20 protein-coding genes are annotated in these 21,858 nt (G+C 54.5%); 1 reads left to right on the top strand and 19 read right to left on the bottom strand.

Annotated elements, in window-relative coordinates; all coding sequences use genetic code 11:
* Positions 1-20 precede the first annotated feature (20 nt).
* Genes carB through pyrR form a run of 5 tightly spaced genes read right to left on the bottom strand, consistent with a single transcriptional unit; the run spans position 21 to position 7,500 of the window.
* Positions 21-3,338 carry a carbamoyl-phosphate synthase large subunit gene (gene carB, locus F4555_RS04420; RefSeq protein WP_103759038.1) on the bottom strand — a complete coding sequence of 1,106 codons (3,318 nt, stop codon included), beginning with the start codon at positions 3,336-3,338 and terminating at the stop codon, positions 21-23.
* A complete protein-coding gene (carA, locus tag F4555_RS04415; protein ID WP_004012383.1) occupies positions 3,338-4,603 on the bottom strand; it encodes a glutamine-hydrolyzing carbamoyl-phosphate synthase small subunit in 1,266 nt (421 codons plus the stop codon). The genes carB and carA overlap by 1 nt, the downstream gene beginning before the upstream one ends.
* Positions 4,603-5,967 (bottom strand): dihydroorotase, encoded by a 1,365-nt coding sequence (locus F4555_RS04410; RefSeq protein ID WP_004012384.1) that lies wholly within the window; start codon positions 5,965-5,967, stop codon positions 4,603-4,605. Before F4555_RS04410 ends, carA begins: the two co-directional genes overlap by 1 nt.
* Positions 5,964-6,932: an aspartate carbamoyltransferase catalytic subunit gene (locus F4555_RS04405; protein WP_004012385.1), complete on the bottom strand. Its 969-nt coding sequence runs from the start codon at positions 6,930-6,932 to the stop codon at positions 5,964-5,966. Before F4555_RS04405 ends, F4555_RS04410 begins: the two co-directional genes overlap by 4 nt.
* 1 nt (position 6,933) lies before the next feature.
* Positions 6,934-7,500, bottom strand: coding sequence for a bifunctional pyr operon transcriptional regulator/uracil phosphoribosyltransferase PyrR (gene pyrR, locus F4555_RS04400; protein WP_425311381.1), 567 nt, complete (start codon positions 7,498-7,500; stop codon positions 6,934-6,936).
* A 165-nt stretch (positions 7,501-7,665) separates the two neighbouring features.
* On the opposite strand from pyrR, the gene F4555_RS04395 reads away from it, so the two are divergent.
* Positions 7,666-7,869 carry a hypothetical protein gene (locus F4555_RS04395; RefSeq protein WP_004016810.1) on the top strand — a complete coding sequence of 68 codons (204 nt, stop codon included), beginning with the start codon at positions 7,666-7,668 and terminating at the stop codon, positions 7,867-7,869.
* Positions 7,870-7,882: 13 nt separating this feature from the next.
* Here the strand turns inward: F4555_RS04395 and nusB are convergent, their stop codons facing one another.
* The 14 genes from nusB to F4555_RS04325 all read right to left on the bottom strand — a co-directional run bounded on the left by nusB (position 7,883) and on the right by F4555_RS04325 (position 21,851).
* Positions 7,883-8,476, bottom strand: a complete 594-nt coding sequence (nusB, locus tag F4555_RS04390; protein WP_036383894.1) for a transcription antitermination factor NusB — start codon at positions 8,474-8,476, stop codon at positions 7,883-7,885.
* The gene (gene efp, locus F4555_RS04385) at positions 8,476-9,039 is read right to left on the bottom strand and encodes an elongation factor P (RefSeq protein ID WP_004015003.1); all 564 of its coding nucleotides are present in this window, start codon (positions 9,037-9,039) and stop codon (positions 8,476-8,478) included. The genes nusB and efp overlap by 1 nt, the downstream gene beginning before the upstream one ends.
* A 101-nt stretch (positions 9,040-9,140) precedes the next feature.
* Positions 9,141-9,587 (bottom strand): hypothetical protein, encoded by a 447-nt coding sequence (locus F4555_RS04380; protein WP_004016812.1) that lies wholly within the window; start codon positions 9,585-9,587, stop codon positions 9,141-9,143.
* Positions 9,587-11,206 carry a 3-dehydroquinate synthase gene (gene aroB / locus F4555_RS04375; protein WP_255312901.1) on the bottom strand — a complete coding sequence of 540 codons (1,620 nt, stop codon included), beginning with the start codon at positions 11,204-11,206 and terminating at the stop codon, positions 9,587-9,589. Before aroB ends, F4555_RS04380 begins: the two co-directional genes overlap by 1 nt.
* Positions 11,206-12,462 carry a chorismate synthase gene (gene aroC / locus F4555_RS04370; protein ID WP_174222571.1) on the bottom strand — a complete coding sequence of 419 codons (1,257 nt, stop codon included), beginning with the start codon at positions 12,460-12,462 and terminating at the stop codon, positions 11,206-11,208. The genes aroB and aroC overlap by 1 nt, the downstream gene beginning before the upstream one ends.
* A gap of 45 nt (positions 12,463-12,507) precedes the next feature.
* Positions 12,508-13,191, bottom strand: coding sequence for a prepilin peptidase (locus F4555_RS04365; RefSeq protein WP_004014999.1), 684 nt, complete (start codon positions 13,189-13,191; stop codon positions 12,508-12,510).
* A gap of 88 nt (positions 13,192-13,279) precedes the next feature.
* Positions 13,280-14,206: a shikimate dehydrogenase family protein gene (locus F4555_RS04360; protein ID WP_115326042.1), complete on the bottom strand. Its 927-nt coding sequence runs from the start codon at positions 14,204-14,206 to the stop codon at positions 13,280-13,282.
* Positions 14,194-15,765, bottom strand: a complete 1,572-nt coding sequence (gene mltG, locus F4555_RS04355) for an endolytic transglycosylase MltG (RefSeq protein WP_115326043.1) — start codon at positions 15,763-15,765, stop codon at positions 14,194-14,196. The genes F4555_RS04360 and mltG overlap by 13 nt, the downstream gene beginning before the upstream one ends.
* Before the next feature lie 21 nt (positions 15,766-15,786).
* Positions 15,787-16,248, bottom strand: coding sequence for a Holliday junction resolvase RuvX (gene ruvX / locus F4555_RS04350; protein WP_004014996.1), 462 nt, complete (start codon positions 16,246-16,248; stop codon positions 15,787-15,789).
* 21 nt (positions 16,249-16,269) lie between these two features.
* On the bottom strand, positions 16,270-18,954 hold the full coding sequence (alaS, locus tag F4555_RS04345) for an alanine--tRNA ligase (RefSeq protein WP_115326044.1): 2,685 nt from the start codon (positions 18,952-18,954) through the stop codon (positions 16,270-16,272).
* Between the two features lie 20 nt (positions 18,955-18,974).
* The gene (locus tag F4555_RS04340; protein WP_004012400.1) at positions 18,975-19,259 is read right to left on the bottom strand and encodes a hypothetical protein; all 285 of its coding nucleotides are present in this window, start codon (positions 19,257-19,259) and stop codon (positions 18,975-18,977) included.
* Positions 19,256-19,618 carry a DUF948 domain-containing protein gene (locus F4555_RS04335; RefSeq protein ID WP_004012401.1) on the bottom strand — a complete coding sequence of 121 codons (363 nt, stop codon included), beginning with the start codon at positions 19,616-19,618 and terminating at the stop codon, positions 19,256-19,258. Before F4555_RS04335 ends, F4555_RS04340 begins: the two co-directional genes overlap by 4 nt.
* Positions 19,619-19,745: 127 nt before the next feature.
* The gene (gene rpsD / locus F4555_RS04330) at positions 19,746-20,366 is read right to left on the bottom strand and encodes a 30S ribosomal protein S4 (RefSeq protein ID WP_004012403.1); all 621 of its coding nucleotides are present in this window, start codon (positions 20,364-20,366) and stop codon (positions 19,746-19,748) included.
* Positions 20,367-20,513: 147 nt separating this feature from the next.
* On the bottom strand, positions 20,514-21,851 hold the full coding sequence (locus F4555_RS04325; RefSeq protein ID WP_115326045.1) for a replication-associated recombination protein A: 1,338 nt from the start codon (positions 21,849-21,851) through the stop codon (positions 20,514-20,516).
* Between the last annotated feature and the right edge of the window lie 7 nt (positions 21,852-21,858).

Below are 21,858 nucleotides of genomic sequence, written 5' to 3'. Positions count from 1 at the left end.
ATCTCCTTTGGCTCGGCTTACTATGCTATTTTCCCACTAAAATCCGCTTTACGCGCATTTTCAATCTCAACTTGACGATCCTGCAGACACTTCACAGCAATTTCCTTGTTTTGCTGCAAGAAATCTAGTTCTTGCACCGCAACTTGCAGGGCTTGAACAGTAGTGATGATTTGTTTGTTGGCAGTGGCCGCAGCTGTCCGAATTCGATAGCCAGCTTCGCGGATACCCTTGCTGCGCTCCGGAGTATTTACCACCATAGCGACCTCATCTGATTTTACGAACGTCGTGAAATGCGTGTTTTCCCCGAAGTCTTTGGAAATAGCGGTTACCGGAATCCCGTTTCGCTCCAAGACACTAGCGGTACCTTCGGTGGCCACTAACTTATAACCCAGTTGATGCAACCTGGAACACGGCATAATAATCATGCGTTTGTCGCTGTCCGCCACCGTGACCACGATGGTTCCGCTGCGGGGAATAGCCCCGACGGTAGCCTGTTGGGCTTTGGCAAAAGCCACCGGTAAATTCGAGCCGATGCCCATAGCTTCGCCGGTAGAACGCATTTCCGGTCCCAAAACCGTGTCTACCATATTGCCGGAAAACGTGCGGAAACGTTTGAAAGGCAGCACAACTTCTTTCACCGCAATATCAGGATAGGTGCGCCAATCCGCAAAATCTCCAGGAGGCAAGATTCCCTGTTCCCGTAGCTGCGCGATGCTTTGTCCACACATAACCAGAGAGGCAGCCTTAGCCAGCGTCACTCCGGTAGCCTTGGCTACGAAGGGCACTGTGCGGGAAGCCCTAGGATTCGCTTCGATAATATAGAGCGTCCCAGCAGTCATAGCGAACTGGATATTAATCAATCCCACGGTGCCAACCCCGGCCGCTATGGCCTCAGTGGCGCGTCGAATTTGATTGATAATAGCCGAAGACAAGGTTGGCGGCGGCAGCACACAGGCAGAATCTCCAGAGTGTATTCCCGCCTCTTCAATGTGCTCCATCACCCCCGCCAAGTACAGTTCCTGCCCGTCATAAAGCGCGTCAACGTCAATTTCGATGGCGTCGTCCAAAAAGTGGTCTATCAAAAGTGGGCCGGAACCAATCCCGGCCGTGTCCGGTCCGTTGCGATCCAGATAGTCCTCGAGGTGCTCGGGATTGAAGATAATCTCCATCCCTCGTCCCCCCAGCACATAGGAAGGCCGCGCCAGAATCGGAAACCCAATCTTTTGAGCAATCTCGCGGGCTCCCGCATTGCTAGTAGCCGTACCATGGGCGGGAGCGGCCACCCCGGCCGCAGTGTAAACTCGTTCGAATTCCTGGCGGTCTTCGGCCAGGTCAATAGCCCGCGCTTGGGTACCCAGAATCGGTACCCCGGCCGCAGTGAGCCGGCTCGCCAGTGAAAGCGGGGTCTGTCCCCCGAGCTGCACAATCATACCAGCCACCGGCCCACACGCCAGTTCCGCTAGGTAAACCTCGTAGACATCTTCAAAGGTCAATGGCTCGAAATACAGCCTCGAGGCCACATCGTAGTCGGTTGACACTGTCTCTGGATTACAGTTGACCATAACTGTGTCGTATTTGTCTTGCAATGCCAAGGCGGCATGTACACAGGAATAGTCGAATTCGATGCCTTGACCAATCCGGTTGGGACCAGAACCGAGAATTATCACCGCCGGTTTCTCTCGGGGCTTCACTTCGGTGCTCAAATCGTAGCTCGAATAGTGGTAGGGCGTGTTGGCTGCGAATTCCCCGGCGCAGGTATCAACTTCCTTATACACCGGGTGCAACCCGAAAGCGTGGCGTACCTCACGCACGGTAGACTCGCTGATTTCCCGAATGCCAGCAATCTGGGCATCAGAAAAGCCGTGCTTCTTGGCGGCCTGTAGAATTTCGGGGCGCAAAGCCTCGGCGCTGCGTATTCTCTCGGCCATCTCGGCCAATAGATACAGCTGGTCGATAAACCATGGATCTATCTTGGTGGCTCGGTGGATTTCTTCGCGATTAGCTCCCCCGCGAATCGCCTGCATTGTCTCTGCCAGGCGATATTCAGTGGGAGTCTTGATGCGTTCCAAAAGTTCCCGGGTTTGTGCCGCGTTGGGGTCTGGAAGGGAAAAATCGAATGTGGTTCCTTTTTTATCAAGTGATCGCAAGGCTTTTTGCAGGGCTTCGGTAAAATTGCGACCAATTGCCATGGCCTCGCCCACAGATTTCATGGTGGTGGTTAAAGTGGGATCAGCGGCGGGGAATTTCTCGAAGGCGAAGCGCGGAGCCTTCACCACCACGTAATCCAAGGTGGGCTCAAAAGAAGCCGGGGTGGAACCGGTAATATCATTGGGAATTTCATCCAAAGTGTAGCCCACCGCCAGACGCGCCGCGATTTTTGCAATCGGGAAGCCTGTGGCTTTCGAGGCCAAGGCCGAAGAACGAGATACTCGGGGGTTCATCTCGATAACGATAACCCGCCCGGTTTCGGGGTGTACCGCGAACTGGATGTTACATCCTCCCGTGTCCACGCCGACTTCACGAATTACCGCGATGCCAATATCGCGCAGGTTTTGCAGCTCACGGTCAGTCAGGGTTAATGCAGGTGCCACCGTCACGGAATCACCGGTGTGTACCCCTACGGGGTCAATATTTTCTATCGAGCACACCACCACCACGTTGTCCGCCTGGTCGCGCATCAGCTCGAGTTCGTATTCCTTCCACCCAATAATTGCTTCTTCCAGCAAGACTTCGGTGTTGAGCGAATCGGACAAGCCCGCCCCGGCAATACGTTCTAAATCAACTGCATTATATGCAATCCCAGAGCCTAAACCACCCATAGTAAAAGATGGCCGTACCACCAGGGGGTATCCCAGCTGATTGGCCGCTTCAAAGCAATCATCTAATGAATGCGCAATCCAAGAGCGCGCGACTTCGGCCCCACAGCGTTCCACCACCCGTTTGAATTCTTCACGGTCTTCTCCCGCGTTAATGGCCGCCGCATTCGCTCCAATCAGCTCTACTCCGTAGCGTTCTAGAATTCCAGCTTCGTGCAACTGAATCGCCGCGTTCAGCGCGGTTTGCCCCCCTAGGGTGGGCAGCAATGCGTCGGGACGTTCCGCCGCGATGATAGCTTCCAAAACTTCCGTGGTAATCGGCTCGATATAAGTTCGGTCGGCGACCTCCGGGTCAGTCATGATGGTGGCAGGATTAGAGTTCACCAAAACTACTTTGATACCCTCGGCGCGCAGCACCCGACAAGCCTGGGTGCCAGAATAATCAAATTCGGCCGCCTGACCAATCACTATTGGCCCCGAGCCGATGACTAAAACTGTGTTGATATCTTGTCGTTTCCCCATTACTTGTTATCCCCCTGACACGCGGCACGGTGTGCCAACATCAAATTCAAAAAATCCGTGAATAAATGCCCCGCATCATGCGGCCCGGCAGCCGCTTCAGGGTGATATTGCACTGAAAAAGCCGGAATGTCCAGGCATCGCAGTCCTTCGACCACTGAATCGTTCAAAGCGAGGTGGGTGACCTCCGCCCGGCCGTATTGCCCTTCGTGATAGGGCGTGACTGACGCCCCGTCCAGGGGCATGTCCACCGCGAAACCGTGATTGTGAGCGGTTATCTCAACTTTTCCAGTCGCCCGGTCAAGCACCGGCTGGTTCACACCGCGATGCCCATAGGTCAGTTTATAGGTGCCGTATCCCAGCGCACGTCCCAGCAGTTGGTTGCCGAAGCAAATCCCGAAATAAGGTATTCCTGTGTCCAATACGGCTCGTAAAAGGTCGATTTCATGAGTTGCCACTCCGGGATCACCCGGTCCGTTCGAAAAGAACACCCCGTCTGGGTGTATCGATTGCAGGTCTTCAAGGCTAGAACTGGCGGGGAATATATGCACCTGCACCCCCAGACTCGCGAGAATCTCTGGGGTGCGGGATTTCACACCCAAGTCGACCGCTGCCAGCACAGCCACGGGTGGCTTATCGGCGTGTTCCCCGCTGGGTTCTAGTACATATTGGGTTTTGGTAGTGACTTCGTTGGTTAGCGCCGCTCCGGTCATGAGTGGCGAGTCTAAAACTATGCCTTGCAGAGTTGCGATGGCATGGGGCTCTAAGGTGACAGCCCCCACGGGCAAGGCGTTGCCAGAGAAAATCCCCCCGCGTAAAGATCCGCGTTCCCGCAAGTGCAAGGTAAGCGCGCGGGTGTCCAAATCACAGATTCCCACAATACCTTGCTCGGCCAGTTCGTCTTCCAGTTCACCTTCCGCCCGCCAATTGGAGGCTTGGCGGGCGGGGTCACGTACTACGAAACCCGCCACCCAGATTCGCGAGGATTCTGGATCGGTAGTGTTCATGCCGGTATTGCCGATATGCGGAGCGGTCATTACCAGAATTTGCTTGTGATAGCTCGGATCGGTCAGGGATTCTTGGTATCCGGTCATCCCGGTGGTAAAGACAACCTCTCCCAAAGTGCGTCCCACGGCACCAAAGGCTTTACCGGTCAAGACGAAGCCATCTTCGAGTACTAGCACCGCCTCGGGGCGGTCGAGGCTCAAACTCCGTTTCGCCGGGGCTCCGCTTGTGACATCCTGCCCTAGCATTTCTTTTTCAATCATCAGTTTTCCTCCCTGGTGCCCCTATTTTCACTATTGCAAGCAGTGTCGCCCTCGGGTCTTTGTTCTAAGGGCACAGCGACAGAGTCACGGATAGTAAGGCTCCCCCTCCACATGGTGTAACGCACCTGTCCGGGCAGTTCCATACCCAAGAAAGGTGTATTGGTGGCTGCGGAATGTTGCGTGTCCAAGGTGATGGTACGGCGTACTGTGGGGTCGTAAAGCGTCAAGTTCGCAGGTTTACCCTCTACGATGCCCTGTCCTTGGCTGGGCACACGGCCAATCACGGCCGGAGTGGTAGACATAATGCGCGCCACGTCCTGCCAGCTCATCCGATTCGTGTCCACCAGGACTTTTTGTACCACCGGCAGGGCGGTTTCCAGGCCAATCATTCCAAAGGCTCCGGCTTGCCACTCACAGTCCTTGGCTTCCAAGGGATGCGGAGCGTGGTCAGTTCCGATGCAGTCGATAGTGCCATCCACCAGGCCTTCCACCACAGCGGCGACATCCTCGCTGGTGCGCAGCGGTGGATTCACCTTATAGCGGGGGTCATAGCTGCGTGCCAATTCTTCAGTGAGCGCAATGTGGTGTGGGGTGGCTTCCGCTGTGACTTGAATCCCTCGAGTTTTCGCCCAACGCACTATATCCACTGACCCCGCCGTGGATAGGTGACACACATGGAGACGGGAACCCAGGTGCGCGGCCAGTTGAATGTCACGCAAAATAATGGCTTCTTCGGCTACATGTGGCCAACCCGTCAGTCCAATTTCGGCCGAGAGTGGAGATTCATTCATCTGGGATTCTTCGGTTAGGCGTGGATCTTGCGCGTGTTGGGCAACGACCCCGTCAAAAGTTTTGACGTATTCCAAGGCACGACGCATCAGCACTGGGTCGGATACGCACTTACCGTCGTCCGAGAATACGCTGACTCGCGCAGCCGAACGGTTCATTGCCCCCAAATCCGCCAGGTGTTCTCCAGCCAACCCCGCTGATACCGCGCCTACGGGGCGAACTTCGACCCAACCAGCTAAAGCACCTAGGTGTTGCACCTGTTCGACGATGCCAGCATTGTCTTGCACCGGGGTGGTGTTGGGCATGGCGTGGACACAGGTGTATCCCCCATAGGCAGCAGCAAGGGTTCCACTGGCTACGGTTTCCGCGTCTTCCCCTCCAGGTTGCCGCAAATGCGTATGCATATCAACCAGCCCAGGCAGAGCTTGCAGTCCAGCAGCATCAATAGTTTCGTATCCGGCATCGAGCGCAGCCGCAGCGCGGGTGCCAACCCCCACGAAACGGCGATTTTTCACGGCAATATCGGCGATTTTCCCGTCAGGTAAAGTTGCACCGGTAATTAAATACTGTTTCACAGCAGGCCTCCTTCCGGGGCAAGTAAAAGATATAAGACTGACATCCTGATATTCACACCGTTGCCAACCTGTTCCACCACGACGGATTGAGGAGAGTCAGCAGCTTCCGCACAGATTTCCATGCCCCGATTCATGGGGCCGGGGTGCATAATCACGGTTTTCTCGGGCAAACGCTCAAATCGGCTGCGATCTAGGCCATAGGCGCGGTGGTACTCGCCCACCGAGGGGAAGAATCCACCCCCGGCCGCGCTCATTCTTTCGTTTTGTACCCGCAGCATCATCACTGCATCGGGTTCGGTATTCAGTGCCGTATCGAAGTCGTAAGTAAAATCGCAGTTCCAGTCCTCCACTCCTACGGGCATCAAGGTTGGTGGCCCTACCAAGGTCACCTGCGCCCCCAAAGTACCCATCAAATCCACATTTGACCTCGCTACCCGGGAGTGCAGAATATCACCGACAATCACAACCTTGGCACCCTTCAAATCTTTACCAGCCAGTTCCCCACCTCTGGCTCCCCAATAGTGGCGCCGCAAAGTCATGGCATCTAACAAAGCCTGCGTGGGGTGTTGGTGATTGCCGTCACCGGCATTGATAACCGGCACATCCGACCATCCAGCATGTGCCAGTCGGTAGGCTGCCCCCGAGAATCTATGTCGGATTACGATTCCATCAACCCGCATGGCTTGCAAGGTTAGGGCGGTATCTTTCAGGGATTCCCCTTTGGAAACCGAGGAGCCCTTGGCCGAAAAGTTGATTACATCAGCCGAGAGCCGCTTAGCGGCAGTTTCAAAGGAAATCCGGGTACGAGTGGAGTCTTCAAAAAACAGGTTTACTACAGTTTTTCCGCGCAAGGTCGGCAGTTTTTTGACTTGTCTTGATTGGGTCATTGCCATGGCTTCGGCGGTGTCTAGAATTTTCAGGGCTTGCTCGTGGCTCAAATCAGCCGCGCTCAACAGGTGTTTCATCTTATTTCACCTCTCCTTGGATAACTACTGAGTCTTGGCCATCATTACCCACCAGCCGCACGGAAACCTGTTCCCGCCGTGAAGTTGGCAAATTTTTGCCCACATAATCGGCGCGAATCGGCAATTCACGGTGTCCCCGATCCACCAGCACCGCCAGTTGCACGGCGGCAGGCCGACCGTGGTCGTTCAAGGCATCTAAGGCCGCACGAATGGTTCGCCCGGAAAACAAAACATCATCGACTAGCACTACGATTTTTCCGTCTATCCCTCCAGGTGGTATCACGGTGGGCTGGGGTACTCGTGCGGGTTGTCGCGCTAAATCATCACGGTACAAGGTGATGTCCAGGGCTCCTACTGGCACGGTGATTCCCCCGACTTCCGCCAGCAGCTTTCCCAGTCTTTCGGCCAACTCCACACCTCGAGTGGGAATGCCCAATAAAACTAAATCGCCTGACCCCGAGTTCTTTTCGACTATCTCGAAAGCCAGACGTTTCAAGGAACGTGCGATATCTTCGCCGCGCAGCACAGTTTTCTCCATGATTTTCCTTTCCGCCTCTCTGGGCAAAATTAAAGGCCATGTGCGCCTCTATCCTACACACTTTGCTGGGGATTTTGTACCGTGGAGTTCGCTGCGAGTTGGCTTTTCTGGTTTTCGGTTTTGTTTTCACGAGGTGCCATCCGGTTTTCCCGCTTTTCTTCCCCGATATCCCCTGTTTTGGGTCATAATGTGGTTATGGATGAAAAACGCGAAATGCTGATGAAGCTGCTCTTCGGATCCGATGACGGCGACCCCGGACAGACCAGTGCCCCCACCGTAAGTCCGAGACAGCTACAACGCTGGCAGAAGGCCACGCAGAAAGCCCAAAAGATAAACGAAACCCTGGACAATTCCCAGAAATCCGCCAATATCTTGCGCGAAATGATGCACAAAGATTAACCTGTAAAGGCGGCTATTCCAGATTCTCTAAGTCGATTTGGGACAACACCCCGCCCTCCTGATGGGCATAATCCCGCACCGCTTTGGCAACCGCATCGAAATCAACCGGAGTTCCCGCCGGCTCCGGAATTTCTGCGTCTACATCCGAATCAGTCTTGGGCGTATCCTGTGCAACCAAAGCCTCACGCATATCATTAATGGTTCCCAACAAACCGTTAATAAACTTCGGGGATTCATCGGTAGAACGCTCCGCCGCTAATTGCATGGCGGCGGTAATCGCCACGGGTCCATCCACATCAGGGTTGAACAAAATCTCCCAAGTGGCCACCCGCATAATCGCCAAATCCACTTCGGGCATCCGGTGCAACGACCAAGCGCGGGAATACGTAGCTAAAGCCGCGTCGATGCGTTCCAGATGCTCCGCGATGCCCTCCAGAATCTCACGCGCATAGGACGGCATGGGGGTCTGGGCAGTGGTCTCGGTTTCCCGTAACTTGGCCAAAGAATAAATCCCCGCCGAATCATCTAAATCTTTCAAATGCGCCTCGTAGAGCACATCCACTGCTCGCGAACGTGCCCGAGTACGACTGGGAAGTTTGTGTCCCATCAGTCGGTCACGCGAGAAATGTAATCCCCAGAACGGGTATCTACTTTAACTTTGTCTCCAATATTCAAGAACAGAGGCACCTGGATTTCATAGCCAGTTTCTACCGTAGCGGGTTTGGTGCCCGCATTGGAACGGTCGCCTTGCAACCCGGGCTCAGTGTGCGTAATTTCTAGCACCACGGAAGCCGGCAACTCCACAAACAGTACCTTGTCTTCATGAAAAGCCAGAATCACTTTCTGGTTTTCGAGCAAGAAGTGCGCTGCATCACCCACGATATCGGGGGATACCGGCACCATCTCAAAGGTTTTTTCGTCCATGAACACATAGTCAGTGCCATCATTGTAGGAATACGTCATATCCCTACGATCCACCGTAGCGGTTTCAATTTTCAGGCCAGCATTGAATGTCCGATCCACAATCTTGCCCGACAGCACATTCTTAATCTTGGTGCGGACGAATGCCGGTCCTTTCCCAGGTTTTACGTGTTGAAATTCGATAACCTGCCAAAGTTGATTATCAATCTTCATAACCAGGCCGTTTTTTAAATCATTCGTCGTTGCCAATTTTCAGTCCTTCTTTACAAATTCTCTTGGGCGCACCCAGTCTACTAGAAAAACACGTTACCTTGGAAATCGACAAGCGCCGAGCCCCAATCCGACCGGGTTTATACCGGTTTGCCGCCAAATTCGGCCTCGATTCTGTCAGCTACTTCCGCTAGAGTTCCGTTGCCGGACACTTCACTGTCGGCTAGTTTTCGCAAGCACCTCATGCGTTCGCGCGCTAACTGTCGGTAGGTGGCGCGCCACGGCAGGCCGGATTCATGAGGTGCCATCCCGGCAGTGGCCGCTTTCCACGAATCTTCCCAGGTCATAGACACGAAAATCAGTCGCCCTCCCTCAACCTGGAATTCTTCCACGCGATTGGCGACTGGGGTTTCTAAAATATTGGAAGGCAAAACCCAAATCCCTGGCTGGGTCAAATCAGCTTTCAGTAAATCGGCGGCCTCGTGAACCTCGATTACCGGCCAGCCGCTACGCTCGCCCAAGAGCCGCGCCAAATCAACCAAATGCGCTCCCGGTAATGACACTAAAGCAAGGTGCGAAGCCATCATCACTGTGTCGCAATCCCCGTCAAACAGGCGGCTTGCTCTAAAATCGAGGTGTCTTGCACTGAAACCACTGTAGGCTGACCGACACCTTGCAAAAGCACGAAACGTAGCACGCCTCCACGCACCTTTTTATCAGCCAACATCTTGGGCAATAACTCCTCGAACCTGTGGGCGCTATAGCTAACCGGCAGCCCTACAGCTTCTAAGCGACGCACAATTTGGCCGGGAAGTTCGGGGGGTGTCACCCGCATCAACACCCCTAAATGTGCCGCGTACACCATACCGATTGCCACCGCCTCGCCGTGGGCAAAACGGTAATCTTGAGCCAGCTCGATAGCATGAGCCAAGGTATGGCCAAAATTCAAGTATTCACGTGCTCCTGATTCGTATAAATCCGCAGAAACCACCTCGGCTTTCACTTTGATGGCGCGGCGGATGACCTCGTGCAGCTGGGGACTTTTCACGTCAACCAAGGTTGTTCCGGCCGCGTCGGCCAGTCGCAAAATCTCGGAATCACGGATAAACCCGCATTTCAAGGCTTCTGCCAATCCCGCACGAACCTGGGTGGGCGGCAGGGTTGCCAATAATCGAAAATCCACCGCCACCCCCACCGGCGGGTAAAATGCCCCCACCAGGTTTTTACCGGTGTTCCAGTCTATCCCGGTTTTACCCCCCACCGCCGCGTCCACCATGCCCAGCAGGGTTGTGGGCACCGGCAACACTTTCACGCCTCGCAACCAAGTGGCGGCCGCGAATCCACCCAAATCCGTGGTAGCACCGCCCCCGACGGGAATAATTGCGTCCCGGCGTTCTAGGCCAAACTCGGCCGCTTCCTGCCACACGGAGCTTAAAACTGCCAGTTGTTTACAGGCTTCACCATCCGGCAAAGTCATTATTCGGGTTTCCACGCCGGAATTTTGGCGTAAACCACTCCCCAGTTCTTCGGCTATTCCAACCACCGGAGGAGCTGCCAAAATCAAGATTTTGCCCACATCCTCGGGAAGCAAACTCATGACCCCAGCCGCCAAATCCGTACCTAACATCACCCGGTAGGGTCTGGAGCCTTCCACCGAAATCTCGCTGGCGGCGCGTTGCTCGGCGGCAACAATATCAGCCGCCATCTCGCTGCGCTTCTTTTCGGCATCGATAACAACCGTTGCCAGCCGGTCATAAATCTCGCGGCGTTCCGCGTAAAGTTCTTGCAGGCGTTGTGCCGCGTCCCCCGCCAACAGAGGTCTCTCCGGTGTCCCCTGTCGTCCATGTTGCGGATGTCCGAGTTGATGGTGCCGTAAACGCCTGGACAAAAACTCCGGGCTGGCTTTTAGGTAATACACCGTATGTCCTTGCAGCAACGCGGCGGTAGGCGGATAGGTCACGGCTCCTCCGCCCAGAGAAATGATTTCTGCCGACCCGGCAATAGCCTCGGACATGACCTGGTGTTCCAAGGCGCGAAACCCTGGCTCCCCCAGATTTTTGAAAATCCAAGGAATGGAATGCCCGAATTTCTCTTCTATCATTAAATCCGTATCCACCCAGCCCAGTTTCAAGGCTTGGGACAAAATCCCAGCGGTTTTTGTCTTTCCACTGGTTGGCAAGCCCATCAAAATAATTTTTCGCACCATCAAAAACTCGTCCTTTCCCGCAGCTTCCCCAGGTATGCTTCTAGGTTACGTTTCGCCTCTACCACTGAATCTCCCCCGGTTTTTTCTAGTAAAGCCGAGGCTAAAACCACTGCGACCTCGGCTTGAGCGATGACGGCAGCGGGAACCACGGCGGTGGTGTCAGAACGCTGGTGCAGTCCCACTGCGGGTTGCCCAGTCGCTAAGTCCACGGTTGGCAAGGCTTGAGGCACGGTAGAAATTGGTTTTACGGGCGCGCGCACCACGATGGGACTACCATTGGACATGCCGCCTTCGATTCCTCCCGCTAGGTTGGTGGGTCGCCACACACCGCAGCTGACGTTAGTTTTTTCGGATTCATGAGGTGCTTGCTCGGATTTAAGATATATCGGGTCATGAGCTTGACTTCCAGGTAGGGCGGACTGGCGGAAGGCTCTCCCGATTTCTACACCTTTGATGGCTTGGATGGAAACCACGGCGGCGGCCAGGCGCGCATCGAGTCGCCGGTCGGCACTGACATAGGAACCCAGACCTACGGGCACGCCGTAGGCCAGCACTTCCACTAGTCCCCCCAGCGTATCCCCGGATTGTTTGGCTGCCTCGAGTCGCGCCACCATCTTGTCGCTGGTGGCGGCATCGAAACAGCGCACCGGGTTCTCGTCCAGAGCCTCCGTATCCGCATAGCTTGGCACGGCAGCGTCGTCAGGAACCGAAATATCACCTAATGAAACCACATGAGACACCAAATGTATCCCCGCCACCTGGGCAAGCAGAGCCTCGGCCACCGCCCCCAAAGCGACCCGGGCAGCGGTTTCCCGTGCCGAAGAACGCTCCAATACATTACGGGCGTCCGTGAAACCGTATTTCAGCATTCCCGCGAAATCCGCGTGACCCGGGCGGGGTTTCGTGAGGATTTTATTACGTGCCACCTCGCGGGAATCCCCCTTTCCCGCATCCACCAGCAGCGCCTCGGGGGGAACCCGATCGGGGCTCATCACCGCTGTCCATTTGCACCATTCGCTGTTTTGAATCTCGATGGCGAGGGGGGATCCCAGGGTTTTACCGTGGCGTAACCCCGAAAGAATCCGGGTGCAATCCTGCTCGAACTTTTGTCGAGCGCCCCGACCATAGCCCAGACGGCGACGTGCCAAGGCATGCTCTAAATCAGCAGTGCCAAACTCGATACCGGCTGGCAAGCCACTGCACACCGCAATCAGCGCCGAACCGTGCGATTCCCCGGCGGTAACACATTGCAACATAGCGCCCATCTTTTCACATTTTGCTACTTTCAGGAATTTTGCGCTTCAAAGACGCATGACTATAGGCAGATACATAAACCAAGTCAAATATGCCCCCGCTATCATCCACGGGCCGAAAGCCAGATGCGATTGTAACGTAGCTTTACGTGCCAAGAGACGAGTCAACGCAAAAAGTCCCCCTAAGAGGCTAGCCAAAAACAGCATGATTACGGGAGCCACCCAACTGTAAAGTCCCAGCCATGCCGCGAGCGGAATCCCCAGCTTCACATCTCCCATCCCCAGGCCGAAACAAGAGACCAAAAACAACAGTATCCCCATGCCCAGACCCCACACCCACACTCGTAGCAAGGCTTCCCAGTCGCCACGATCAATGGCTATAGCCGAAAGCAGCGGCAACAACACACCCGTCGCGGGCAACACCACCCGGTTGGGTAACAGATGCCACCGCGCATCAATCACTATCAGCACTAACGCCACCGGAGTCAAAAAGTATCCCGGCAAAGACGAAAACCACTGGAGCCTAAAATCCCCCTCGGGATTCAAACGTATCACGAAGGCTGATTGGCAAGCTACCAAACCCGCGCTGGCCAAAGCCATGCGAGTAGGGAAACTTAACAGTCCCCGGTCGGAATATGGCAAGTTTCTTGTCAACACAGATTTACGTGCCGCAGCAGCATTCCATGCCCCAAGCAGGGCGCAGGCAAACCAAATCAAAAAATACTCCAACACCAGTCGGGATACTCCTTTATAAAAAACAGCGGTGAAAATTAACCGTTAATACAGTTTATCCAAGGCAGCGTTTTCACGAAATCCTGGATTAAATCCCGGAATTAGGAATCGAGTCCAGGAGTGCTGGGCGAATCGCAGCGGGATTCACTTCCCGGCCAGTAAACAGCTTCACTTGGGCAACCCCCTGGTATATAAGCATTTCCCAACCGGGAACAATACTGGCACCACAGCCTCTAGCCCAAGTCACTACTGGGGACGGCCACGGGTCGTAAACCGCGTCTAGCACTATCGCCCGACTAGCCACCTGGGGCAACGGCAGTTTTTCTTGAGCCTCGGCTGGCACAGTGGACAAGATTAGGGTGGCCTGTTCCAAAACAGAGGCGAGGCCAGCAGTATCTTGCCAAGTCACGGCGGTAACCGGCAGGCGCATCCGCTGGGCAGCCGCGAAGGCTCTGCCAGTGGCTTGAGGCTGACGACTGACGATTACTAAACGGGTGGCTCCCAGTTCCCGCAGCGCCGCCAGGCCGGATGCGGCTGTTGCCCCCGAACCAAGAATTACAGCGGTAAAGCTCTTGGTTTGGGCATCATCAAAACCAGCGTGGCGAAACGCTCCCACAATACCGGCCACATCGGTATTAAACCCAGCCCACTCGCCGATTGCCGGCACCAGGGTATTTACCGCCCCGGTGACTTTCGCTAGGCCGTCCACATAGGTTGCCGCCGTGAGCGCTTCCGGTTTTAAGGGCATGGTAACTGCCAAACCCCGACAAGCCGTTCCGTCTTCGAAACCCGGCTGTGTACGCAATTTATCCAGGAAGTGCCCCAGTTGACCAGCGGATAATTGATGCTTGACGAAATCCCATTTCAAGCCTAATTCCTGATATGCCGTGCCATGAATCACCGGAGAGCGGGAATGCTCCACTGGGTCACCCACTACAAGAGCAAAGGGGCAGGCAGCGGGGATTGCTAGATTTTTGGGCAAGCCACTCATGAACCCGAACCCTAGCCCTGACACAAATCCGAGTGAGCATTACAGAACTGTTTCAACAGTTCTACATTAGCATCCTGTTCGGCATGGGTAGACGAAAAGCGGGTCTCACCGGTATTTAAATCCACTGTGGTGAAATACAGCCAGTTGCCAGCGGCGGGTTTAAGGGTACCTTTGAAAGCGTACTCGCCAACCACTCCGATAGGGCTGGGGGGTAGTCCCTTGTGTTTGTAGGTGTTATACGGATTCGAGGCATCCGCTACCTCCGTTTTGCTGGGGAGCTTACGTTCTTTGGCTTTTTCGCCCAAACCATAGAGCACCGTGGAATCCATATTCATAAACCCCATGGTTTCCTTACTGACATCCAGACGATTTTCAATCACCCGCGCAATCTTGGCATAGTCCTGTTTCTGCAGGTCAGAGCCTTCACGTTGCACGATTGAAGCTTTAGTTAGGAATTCTTGCCACTTGTCGGGAGCAAGCCCGGAAGCTTTAAGACGCTGGATATTATTGGCCACCATTTTGCCGACAATCTCTGTCGCACTCTGACCTGGCATCGCTAGATAGGATCCCGGAGCTAGCCAGCCCTCCACATTGCCACCTGCGGCTTCCGGCAGCCCCGGGGCAGCGGCGAAAGCGGCATCAACGTCTTCGGGTCTGAAACCGCCCTTCTTGACCAACTGATCTTTAATCTGCCATTTCGTGAGGCCTGGTCCCAGGGTGATTTGAGAATCAAGCCGGTTAGCGTCATCCACCAACCATGCCAAGGCAGAAACCGCCGACATGTGTTTGGCCATTAGGTAGGTACCGGGTTGGATACTTTTACAAGCGTCCTCTTGGTCAGTACAGGCATTTATGAACGCCCGTGTCGAGGCAACCACCCCGGATTCTTCCAGAATCTGAGCGATATTGGTACCATTAGCTCCTTCTGGAACCGAAACCTCGACTTGTCCGCTACCTTGCCCTTCGTAGTCCTTTCCCTTAGCGTCGAGGCTACGTTTAATGTACCAGGTAGCGCCCCCAGCACCGACGATTATAAGCACTAAAACCACTGTGATAATAATGATTCCTCTACGGCGCTGCGAACTTTTACGGCGCATTCGGGAACGCTGGGCGCGACGGCGGTGATGAATCGGCTCAACTTCGGGCAAGACAGCCGGGCCAGGCATTTCAGGACTAGCTGGAGCAGCTGCCGCTGTTGGCGGCGTAGCCTTGGCAGCGGCAGTAACAAGCGGCTCACTGGGATACGACGCGGAGCTCGCACCAACAGCTGGAAGAGAACCAGCAGCGGAGCTTACCCGTGGAAAACCGGACGTATAGTCGAAATCCGATACTGGCTCCGGGACTGGAACTGGGGGCTGAGCGAAGGGGATGCCAGCAGGCGAAACACCCACCTCATTTTGGGCTTGCGCCGAAAACCCATTTGTCACGTCAGCAGCCAACTCGTTAGATTGCTGAACAGCAGCCGCAGCAGAGGCTCGTGTCTGGGCTTCAGCCAAAGCGCGGGCTTCCCGCCGAGTCATATGAGTGCGCAACGGTGCATGTTGTCCGGTTTGCCCGCTCTCGTCTGTCGCCGCGTCTCGCATAAGCCCCCTTTGTCTCGCTCATTAGTCAATAATAACTAACTCGCCGGTCAAATCCGTTCCGATGTTAGACATTTCTATAGCTTGTTCCAGGATTTGCTGCGCCGCAACTTGATCCACCATTTTCTTGTGCTCCCGAGTGCTTACTCCAGCGGCACGTAACTTTTCATGAGCCGTCACGGAGCTCAAACGTTCATCTATGAGCCGTACCGGAATCGGACTAATTTTCCGAGCCAAACGCCGAGCGTAGCTGCGCGCCATACGCGCCGCCTCACCTTCTTTACCATTGAGTAAACGCGGTAACCCCACAAATACTGCGGTTGTGGTTTCTTCACGGATAAAAGACGCAAGTTCCTCCAGCTCTGACCCATCCGCTTGTACCTTCAGAGTCTTTACTGGTAATGCCAAGGTGGTGTCCAAGTACGCCTGTGCTATCCCTACTCGGACTTTACCTACGTCCACGCCTATTAATCTGCCCGAAACCAAAGCTGTTTCCTCGGTGATGGCTTAGCGTAACGCCTGCTGGAGTTCGATAGTGGCTGCTTTGAGGCCGTTTTCGAGCGAGCCACCGGGAGCACCCCCACCTTGCGCTAGGTCGTCCTTGCCGCCTCCGCCACCTTGCATCGCTGCGGCTCCAGCTTTCACTAAGGCTCCAGCCTTCACTCCCTTTTCACGCGCGGCTTCATTAGTTGCCACCACCATCATGGGCTTTTCTTTGATTTTCGCTCCCAATGCCACGACTACGGATTCGGTCTTCGAGAAACGCCCTCGCAACTGGGTGGCGGCCTGGCGTAAATCATCAACCGAACCAGCAGAAACCGACTGGCAAATAAACTTGGTGCCACAAATATTTTGAGCCGAAGCCACGTAGTTATCCAGATTCGAGAGTAAAGCCGCTAAACGGGTCTTTTCCAATTCCTTTTCCGCTGCTTTCAGTCGTTCCATCATCGAGGTGATGCGCTCGACTAAATCCTCTGGTCGCGCCCCCACAAGCTGTGTCACTTGTGAGACCAAAGCGTGCTCCTTGGCTTGATAGCCAGCAGCGCCATCTCCCACCAAGGCCTCGATGCGACGCACTCCGGAACCTACCGATCCCTCACTCAAAACCATCAATGAACCAATCGCTCCGGTTAAAGGTACGTGGGTACCGCCACAAAATTCTTTGGACCAACCGTCGCCGATGTCCACGATACGCACGATTTTCCCGTATTTTTCACCGAAAATGGCTTGCGCACCCGTCTTGCGGGCTTCTTCTATTGGCATTTCATAGTCGATAACTTCCAGATTGGCACGCAAACGTTCATTGGCCTCTGCCTCTACATCTTGGAGCATTTCATTCGACAGTGGTTTAGAATTACGGAAATCGAAGCGCACATGCCACGGAGCATCTTCGGAGCCAGCCTGAGTGGCTCCATCGCCGAGGCGGTCAAGGAGCAACTGGTGTATAACGTGGGTCGAAGTGTGCGCCCGAGCTATAGCACCGCGGCGCTCTATATCAATAGTGGCCTGGGCATCTTCTCCGAGGGTAATCCCGCCCTCGTGCAAAGTACCCCGATGCATCGGCAGCCCTTTGACAGGGGCTTGCACATCAGCTACGTCAAAAACTCCACCACCGGCGAGGGTAATCCGGCCTTGATCAGCCAATTGACCACCAGCTTCGGCATAGAACGGGGTGCGATCCAGCAGTACTTCAATGGTGGCGGGGGCGCTGGCCGCTGGTACCGGTTTACCGTCTTGAAGAATCCCGATTACCTTGGCTGGAGCCGAGGTTTCAGCGTATCCCAAGAATTCCACAGTTTTAGTCTTGCCCAGTTTTTCGGCCAGTTCCTTGTATACATGGGCATCGACATGGCCGGTTTTTTTCGCCACTGCATCAGCACGTGCACGTTGCTTTTGCTCATTCATCAGTTCGGTGAAGCGTTTCTCGTCCACTTTCACTTTGGCTTCCGCTGCAATCTCTAGGGTCAAAGACAGAGGAAAACCATAGGTGTCATGCAGCTGGAAAGCGTCCTCACCGGACAGAGCGACTCCAGCAGCCTTGGCTTTAGCCACAGCAGTGTCGAGAATAACGGTGCCCGCATCCAGAGTACGACGGAAAGCATCCTCCTCAGCATAGGCCACATCGGAAATCGTGTCCCAGTTGCTTTGCAGTTCGGGGTAGGAATCCTTCATTACTTGCATACTAGCTGGCAGCAGTTGGGGCATCACCGCTTCTTGTACCCCCAACAGACGCATAGAACGAACCGCTCGACGCATTAGACGACGCAGCACATATCCGCGTCCTTCATTGGAAGGTCGTACCCCATCTCCTATCAGCATCAAAGCAGAACGCACGTGGTCTGCCACTACTCGGAAATGCACGTCCATGGCTTCAGCAGAAGAAGTGTATTTGCGCCCTGAAAGCTCCTGGGCTACCTGAATAACTGGGAAAACCTCGTCGATTTCATACATATTGTCCTTGTCTTGCAGCAAGAAGGCCAGACGTTCCAAACCAAGCCCAGTATCAATGGCAGTTTGGTCAAGTTTACCCAAAAGTGGATAGTTTTTCCCTTTACCTTCACCACGCAGAAATTCGTCGAAAACCAGGTTCCATAGTTCCAGGAAACGGTCACCTTGAGCGTCCACCTCCGGACCGCCATCAGGTCCGTAGTCCGAGCCGCGATCATAGTGAATCTCAGCGCAGGCTCCAGCTGGTCCAGGCTGCCCAGTATCCCAGAAAATCTCTTCACGGGGTAGTTTTTGGATATGAGCAGGGTCAAGCCCGATTTCTTTGGTCCAAATCCGCCAAGCTTCCTGGTCTTCTTCCCAGATGGTGACCCATATCTTGTCCCCATCTAGACCGTATTTACCTTCCGCTATCGAACCGGTCAACAAGTCCCAGGCATACTTCGAGGCTCCTTCTTTGAAGTAATCCCCGAAAGAGAAATTCCCGCACATTTGAAAGAAGGTACCGTGACGGGTGGTCTTACCGACCTCGTCAATGTCATTGGTGCGGATGCATTTTTGTACCGAAGTGGCGCGCGGCCACGGTGCCGTTTCAGTTCCCACGATATAAGGAATAAACGGCACCATCCCGGCGATAGTAAACAAAATCGAGGGATCGGGGGAAATCAGCGAAACTGATGGGCGCACCTCGTGCCCATTTGCAGCAAAATAATCCAGCCAACGCTGACGAATCTCAGCAGTACGCATATTAAATGTTCTTTCTCTAACTAGTCGAAAATCAAATCATCATCGTCATCTTCGGTGTCTTCGGCCGAGTGTTTCCCCCGGCGTGCCTGGTGTTTGTCCCAGGTATCCCGAGCCGAAGCCACTTCCTCTTCCGTAGAACTCAAAGCTTGTATCAAAGCATTTTCACGTTCAGCCATATCGGCTCGAAACTTAGAGGTGAATTCATCTACAGTTTCCTTGAAAGCAGGGAGCGTGTAATAAGCCAAAACGGCGGCTCCCGCCGCAAGCAGCAAGGTGGCTCCGGTGGCTTTAACAATACGGTTCATGCTTCTTCCTGCCCTTCCTGGTTTAATCCCATAGCCTTGCGCACCGCGTAGCTAAAAGCGGCCACCTTAATGAGTGGCTTGCCAAGGGTGGCGGTGACAAGGGTAGTCAGAGCCGAGACATCCTCAACCGAACGGTTCGCGGCCGAGGTAATGGAATCAACCCGTTCCAGCTGGTTATTAACCTGGTCGAGAGAATCCTGCCCCTGTTTGACCGCTACCACCGCTTCGTCCGACAGCTCTTTGATGGAGCGCTCCAACTGGGCGAACACCGCTCCCAACTTCCATAAAGGAACCGCTAGGAAAATCACCAGCACCGCAAAAGCCACTGCTGCCGTAATCGCCGCAATGTCGCCAATCATTTAGCACTCCCCTCTGTCATTATCAAGCAAGACGTTTCGTATTCCTGCAAAACCCTACCCCATATTGTATCTACAAGGGTGCCCCAGGAATAATAGAGACATTCCTGGGGCACCCTAAACACTTGATTTAGCGCGAGTAGTACTCGACCACGAGCTGTACGTCACACTGCACCGGAACCTCATCGCGTTTCGGGACACGGTTCAAGGTGAAGCGCAATTTCTCGAGGTCTACACTCAAGTAATCCGGCACCGCGGGAAGCACATCGCGATGTGACCCCCGAGCGGCCACTACAAAGGGATCCTTTACCTGTGAACTGGGCTTTACCTGCACAGTCTGTCCGGGACGCACCCGGTAAGAAGGACGATCCACAATCTTGCCATCCACCAAAATATGACGGTGGGTCACAATTTGGCGAGCTTGAAACATGGTACGACCAAAGCCGGCACGCAACACCAGAGCATCGAGACGCTGCTCCAACAAAGTAATCAAGTTATCACCGGTACGACCTTCCATGCGCAATGCTTCCTGGAAAGACTTAACCAGTTGTGCCTCGCGAATCGCGTACTGAGCACGCAAACGCTGCTTTTCTTTCAAACGCACCGCGTAGTCGGATTCGGAACGACGCCGCGCCCGCCCATGCTCGCCCGGGCCGTAGGGACGACGCTCAAAGTATCGCTTTGCTTTTGGTGTAAGGGGCATTCCCAAGGATCGGGACAGCCGCACCATTTTACGTGAACGATTAGCCATTTATATCCTCACTTCTGTAGAGTCACCCGAGAAAGACCATCTTTCCACGGGCGGGGTCAACACTCCGGCTAAGACCCCAGGAGCCGAGTCTTACTCTCGGCTGTTACCCAGCGCTTGGCAAATCCCAAACATGGCAACCCGGATATTCTACCTCATTTTCTGGATAAGACGTAACTTGGCCAATTGCTCACCAATAGCAGCTTCGTATCCATGCGAGGAAGGCTGGTAGTAAATCTTGTCCCGCAATTCATCTGGTAAATACTGCTGGGACAGTACCCCACGCGGATCATCATGAGGATACCGGTAGCTTCCCTCAATCTTGCGCGCTTCTTTCGCCCCCGGAAAATGCTGGTCACGTAAAGGCGTGGGCACACGGCCAATATTGCCGCAATCCACATCGTTTAAAGCCGCGTTTATCCCTAGATATGCACGGTTTGATTTCGGGGCAGTGGCCACCGCCACTACCGCTTCAGCCAAGGGAATTCGTCCTTCTGGCATTCCGATAAGCTGCACAGCCTGAGCAGCCGCTACGGCCAGGGGCAACACGGTGGGGTCGGCGAGCCCTACGTCCTCAGCCGCCGCGATAACAACACGCCGCGCAATAAAACGCGGATCTTCTCCCCCTCGAATCATGCGCGCTAAGTAGTGCAGAGCCGCATCAGGATCACTACCGCGCATCGATTTGATAAATGCCGAAGCCACGTCATAATGTTCGTCAATGTTATAGCGCACAATCGCTGTATCCGCTGCCGCCGCTACATCTTCCGCTGTAATCTCGCTGGCACCTCGTGAAGCCGCCCCACCCGCAACAGCCTCCAGCAATGTCAAGGACTTTCGCCCATCAGAACCAGCCAAACGCACAATCGCCTCGCGGGCAGCCTCAGTGAGTTGAAATTTACCCCCCAGACCCCGTGAATCAGTCAAGGCACGTTCGACAATCGTGCTAATGGCCTCGGTATCCAAAGGCCGCAAATTTAAAAGCAAAGACCGTGACAGCAGCGGAGAAATCACCGAGAACGTTGGATTCTCCGTAGTGGCAGCCACCAGGACAATCCAACGGTTTTCTACGGCCGACAACAAAGAGTCCTGCTGTGACTTTGAAAAACGATGCACCTCGTCAAGAAACAAAATCGTTTCTTTGCCTTCCAAATTAAGGCGTCGTTTCGCGCTGTCAATAACCTCACGCACCTCTTTGACCCCCGCGCTAATCGCCGAGAGTTGGACATATTCCCGTCCTCCAGCTTGAGCAACTAAAAAAGCCAAAGTGGTTTTCCCAGTTCCCGGCGGACCAAAGAGAATCACCGAAGAAGCCATATCCGTTTGCCCACTCAACAGGCGACGCAAAGGAGAATTTTGGGCTAAAAGATGCTCTTGACCCACCAGTTCATCCAGGCTTCGCGGGCGCATCCGCACTGCCAAGGGTGCCGCAGCTCGGAACTCTGGTACCCCACCCGGCCCCGTATGAAGGGAATCAAATAAATCCATAACCCCA

Origin of the sequence: Mobiluncus mulieris, assembly GCF_014204735.1 — a bacterium.
GTDB classification, from domain to species: domain Bacteria; phylum Actinomycetota; class Actinomycetes; order Actinomycetales; family Actinomycetaceae; genus Mobiluncus; species Mobiluncus mulieris.
This window is presented reverse-complemented; position numbering and strand designations above follow the sequence as displayed.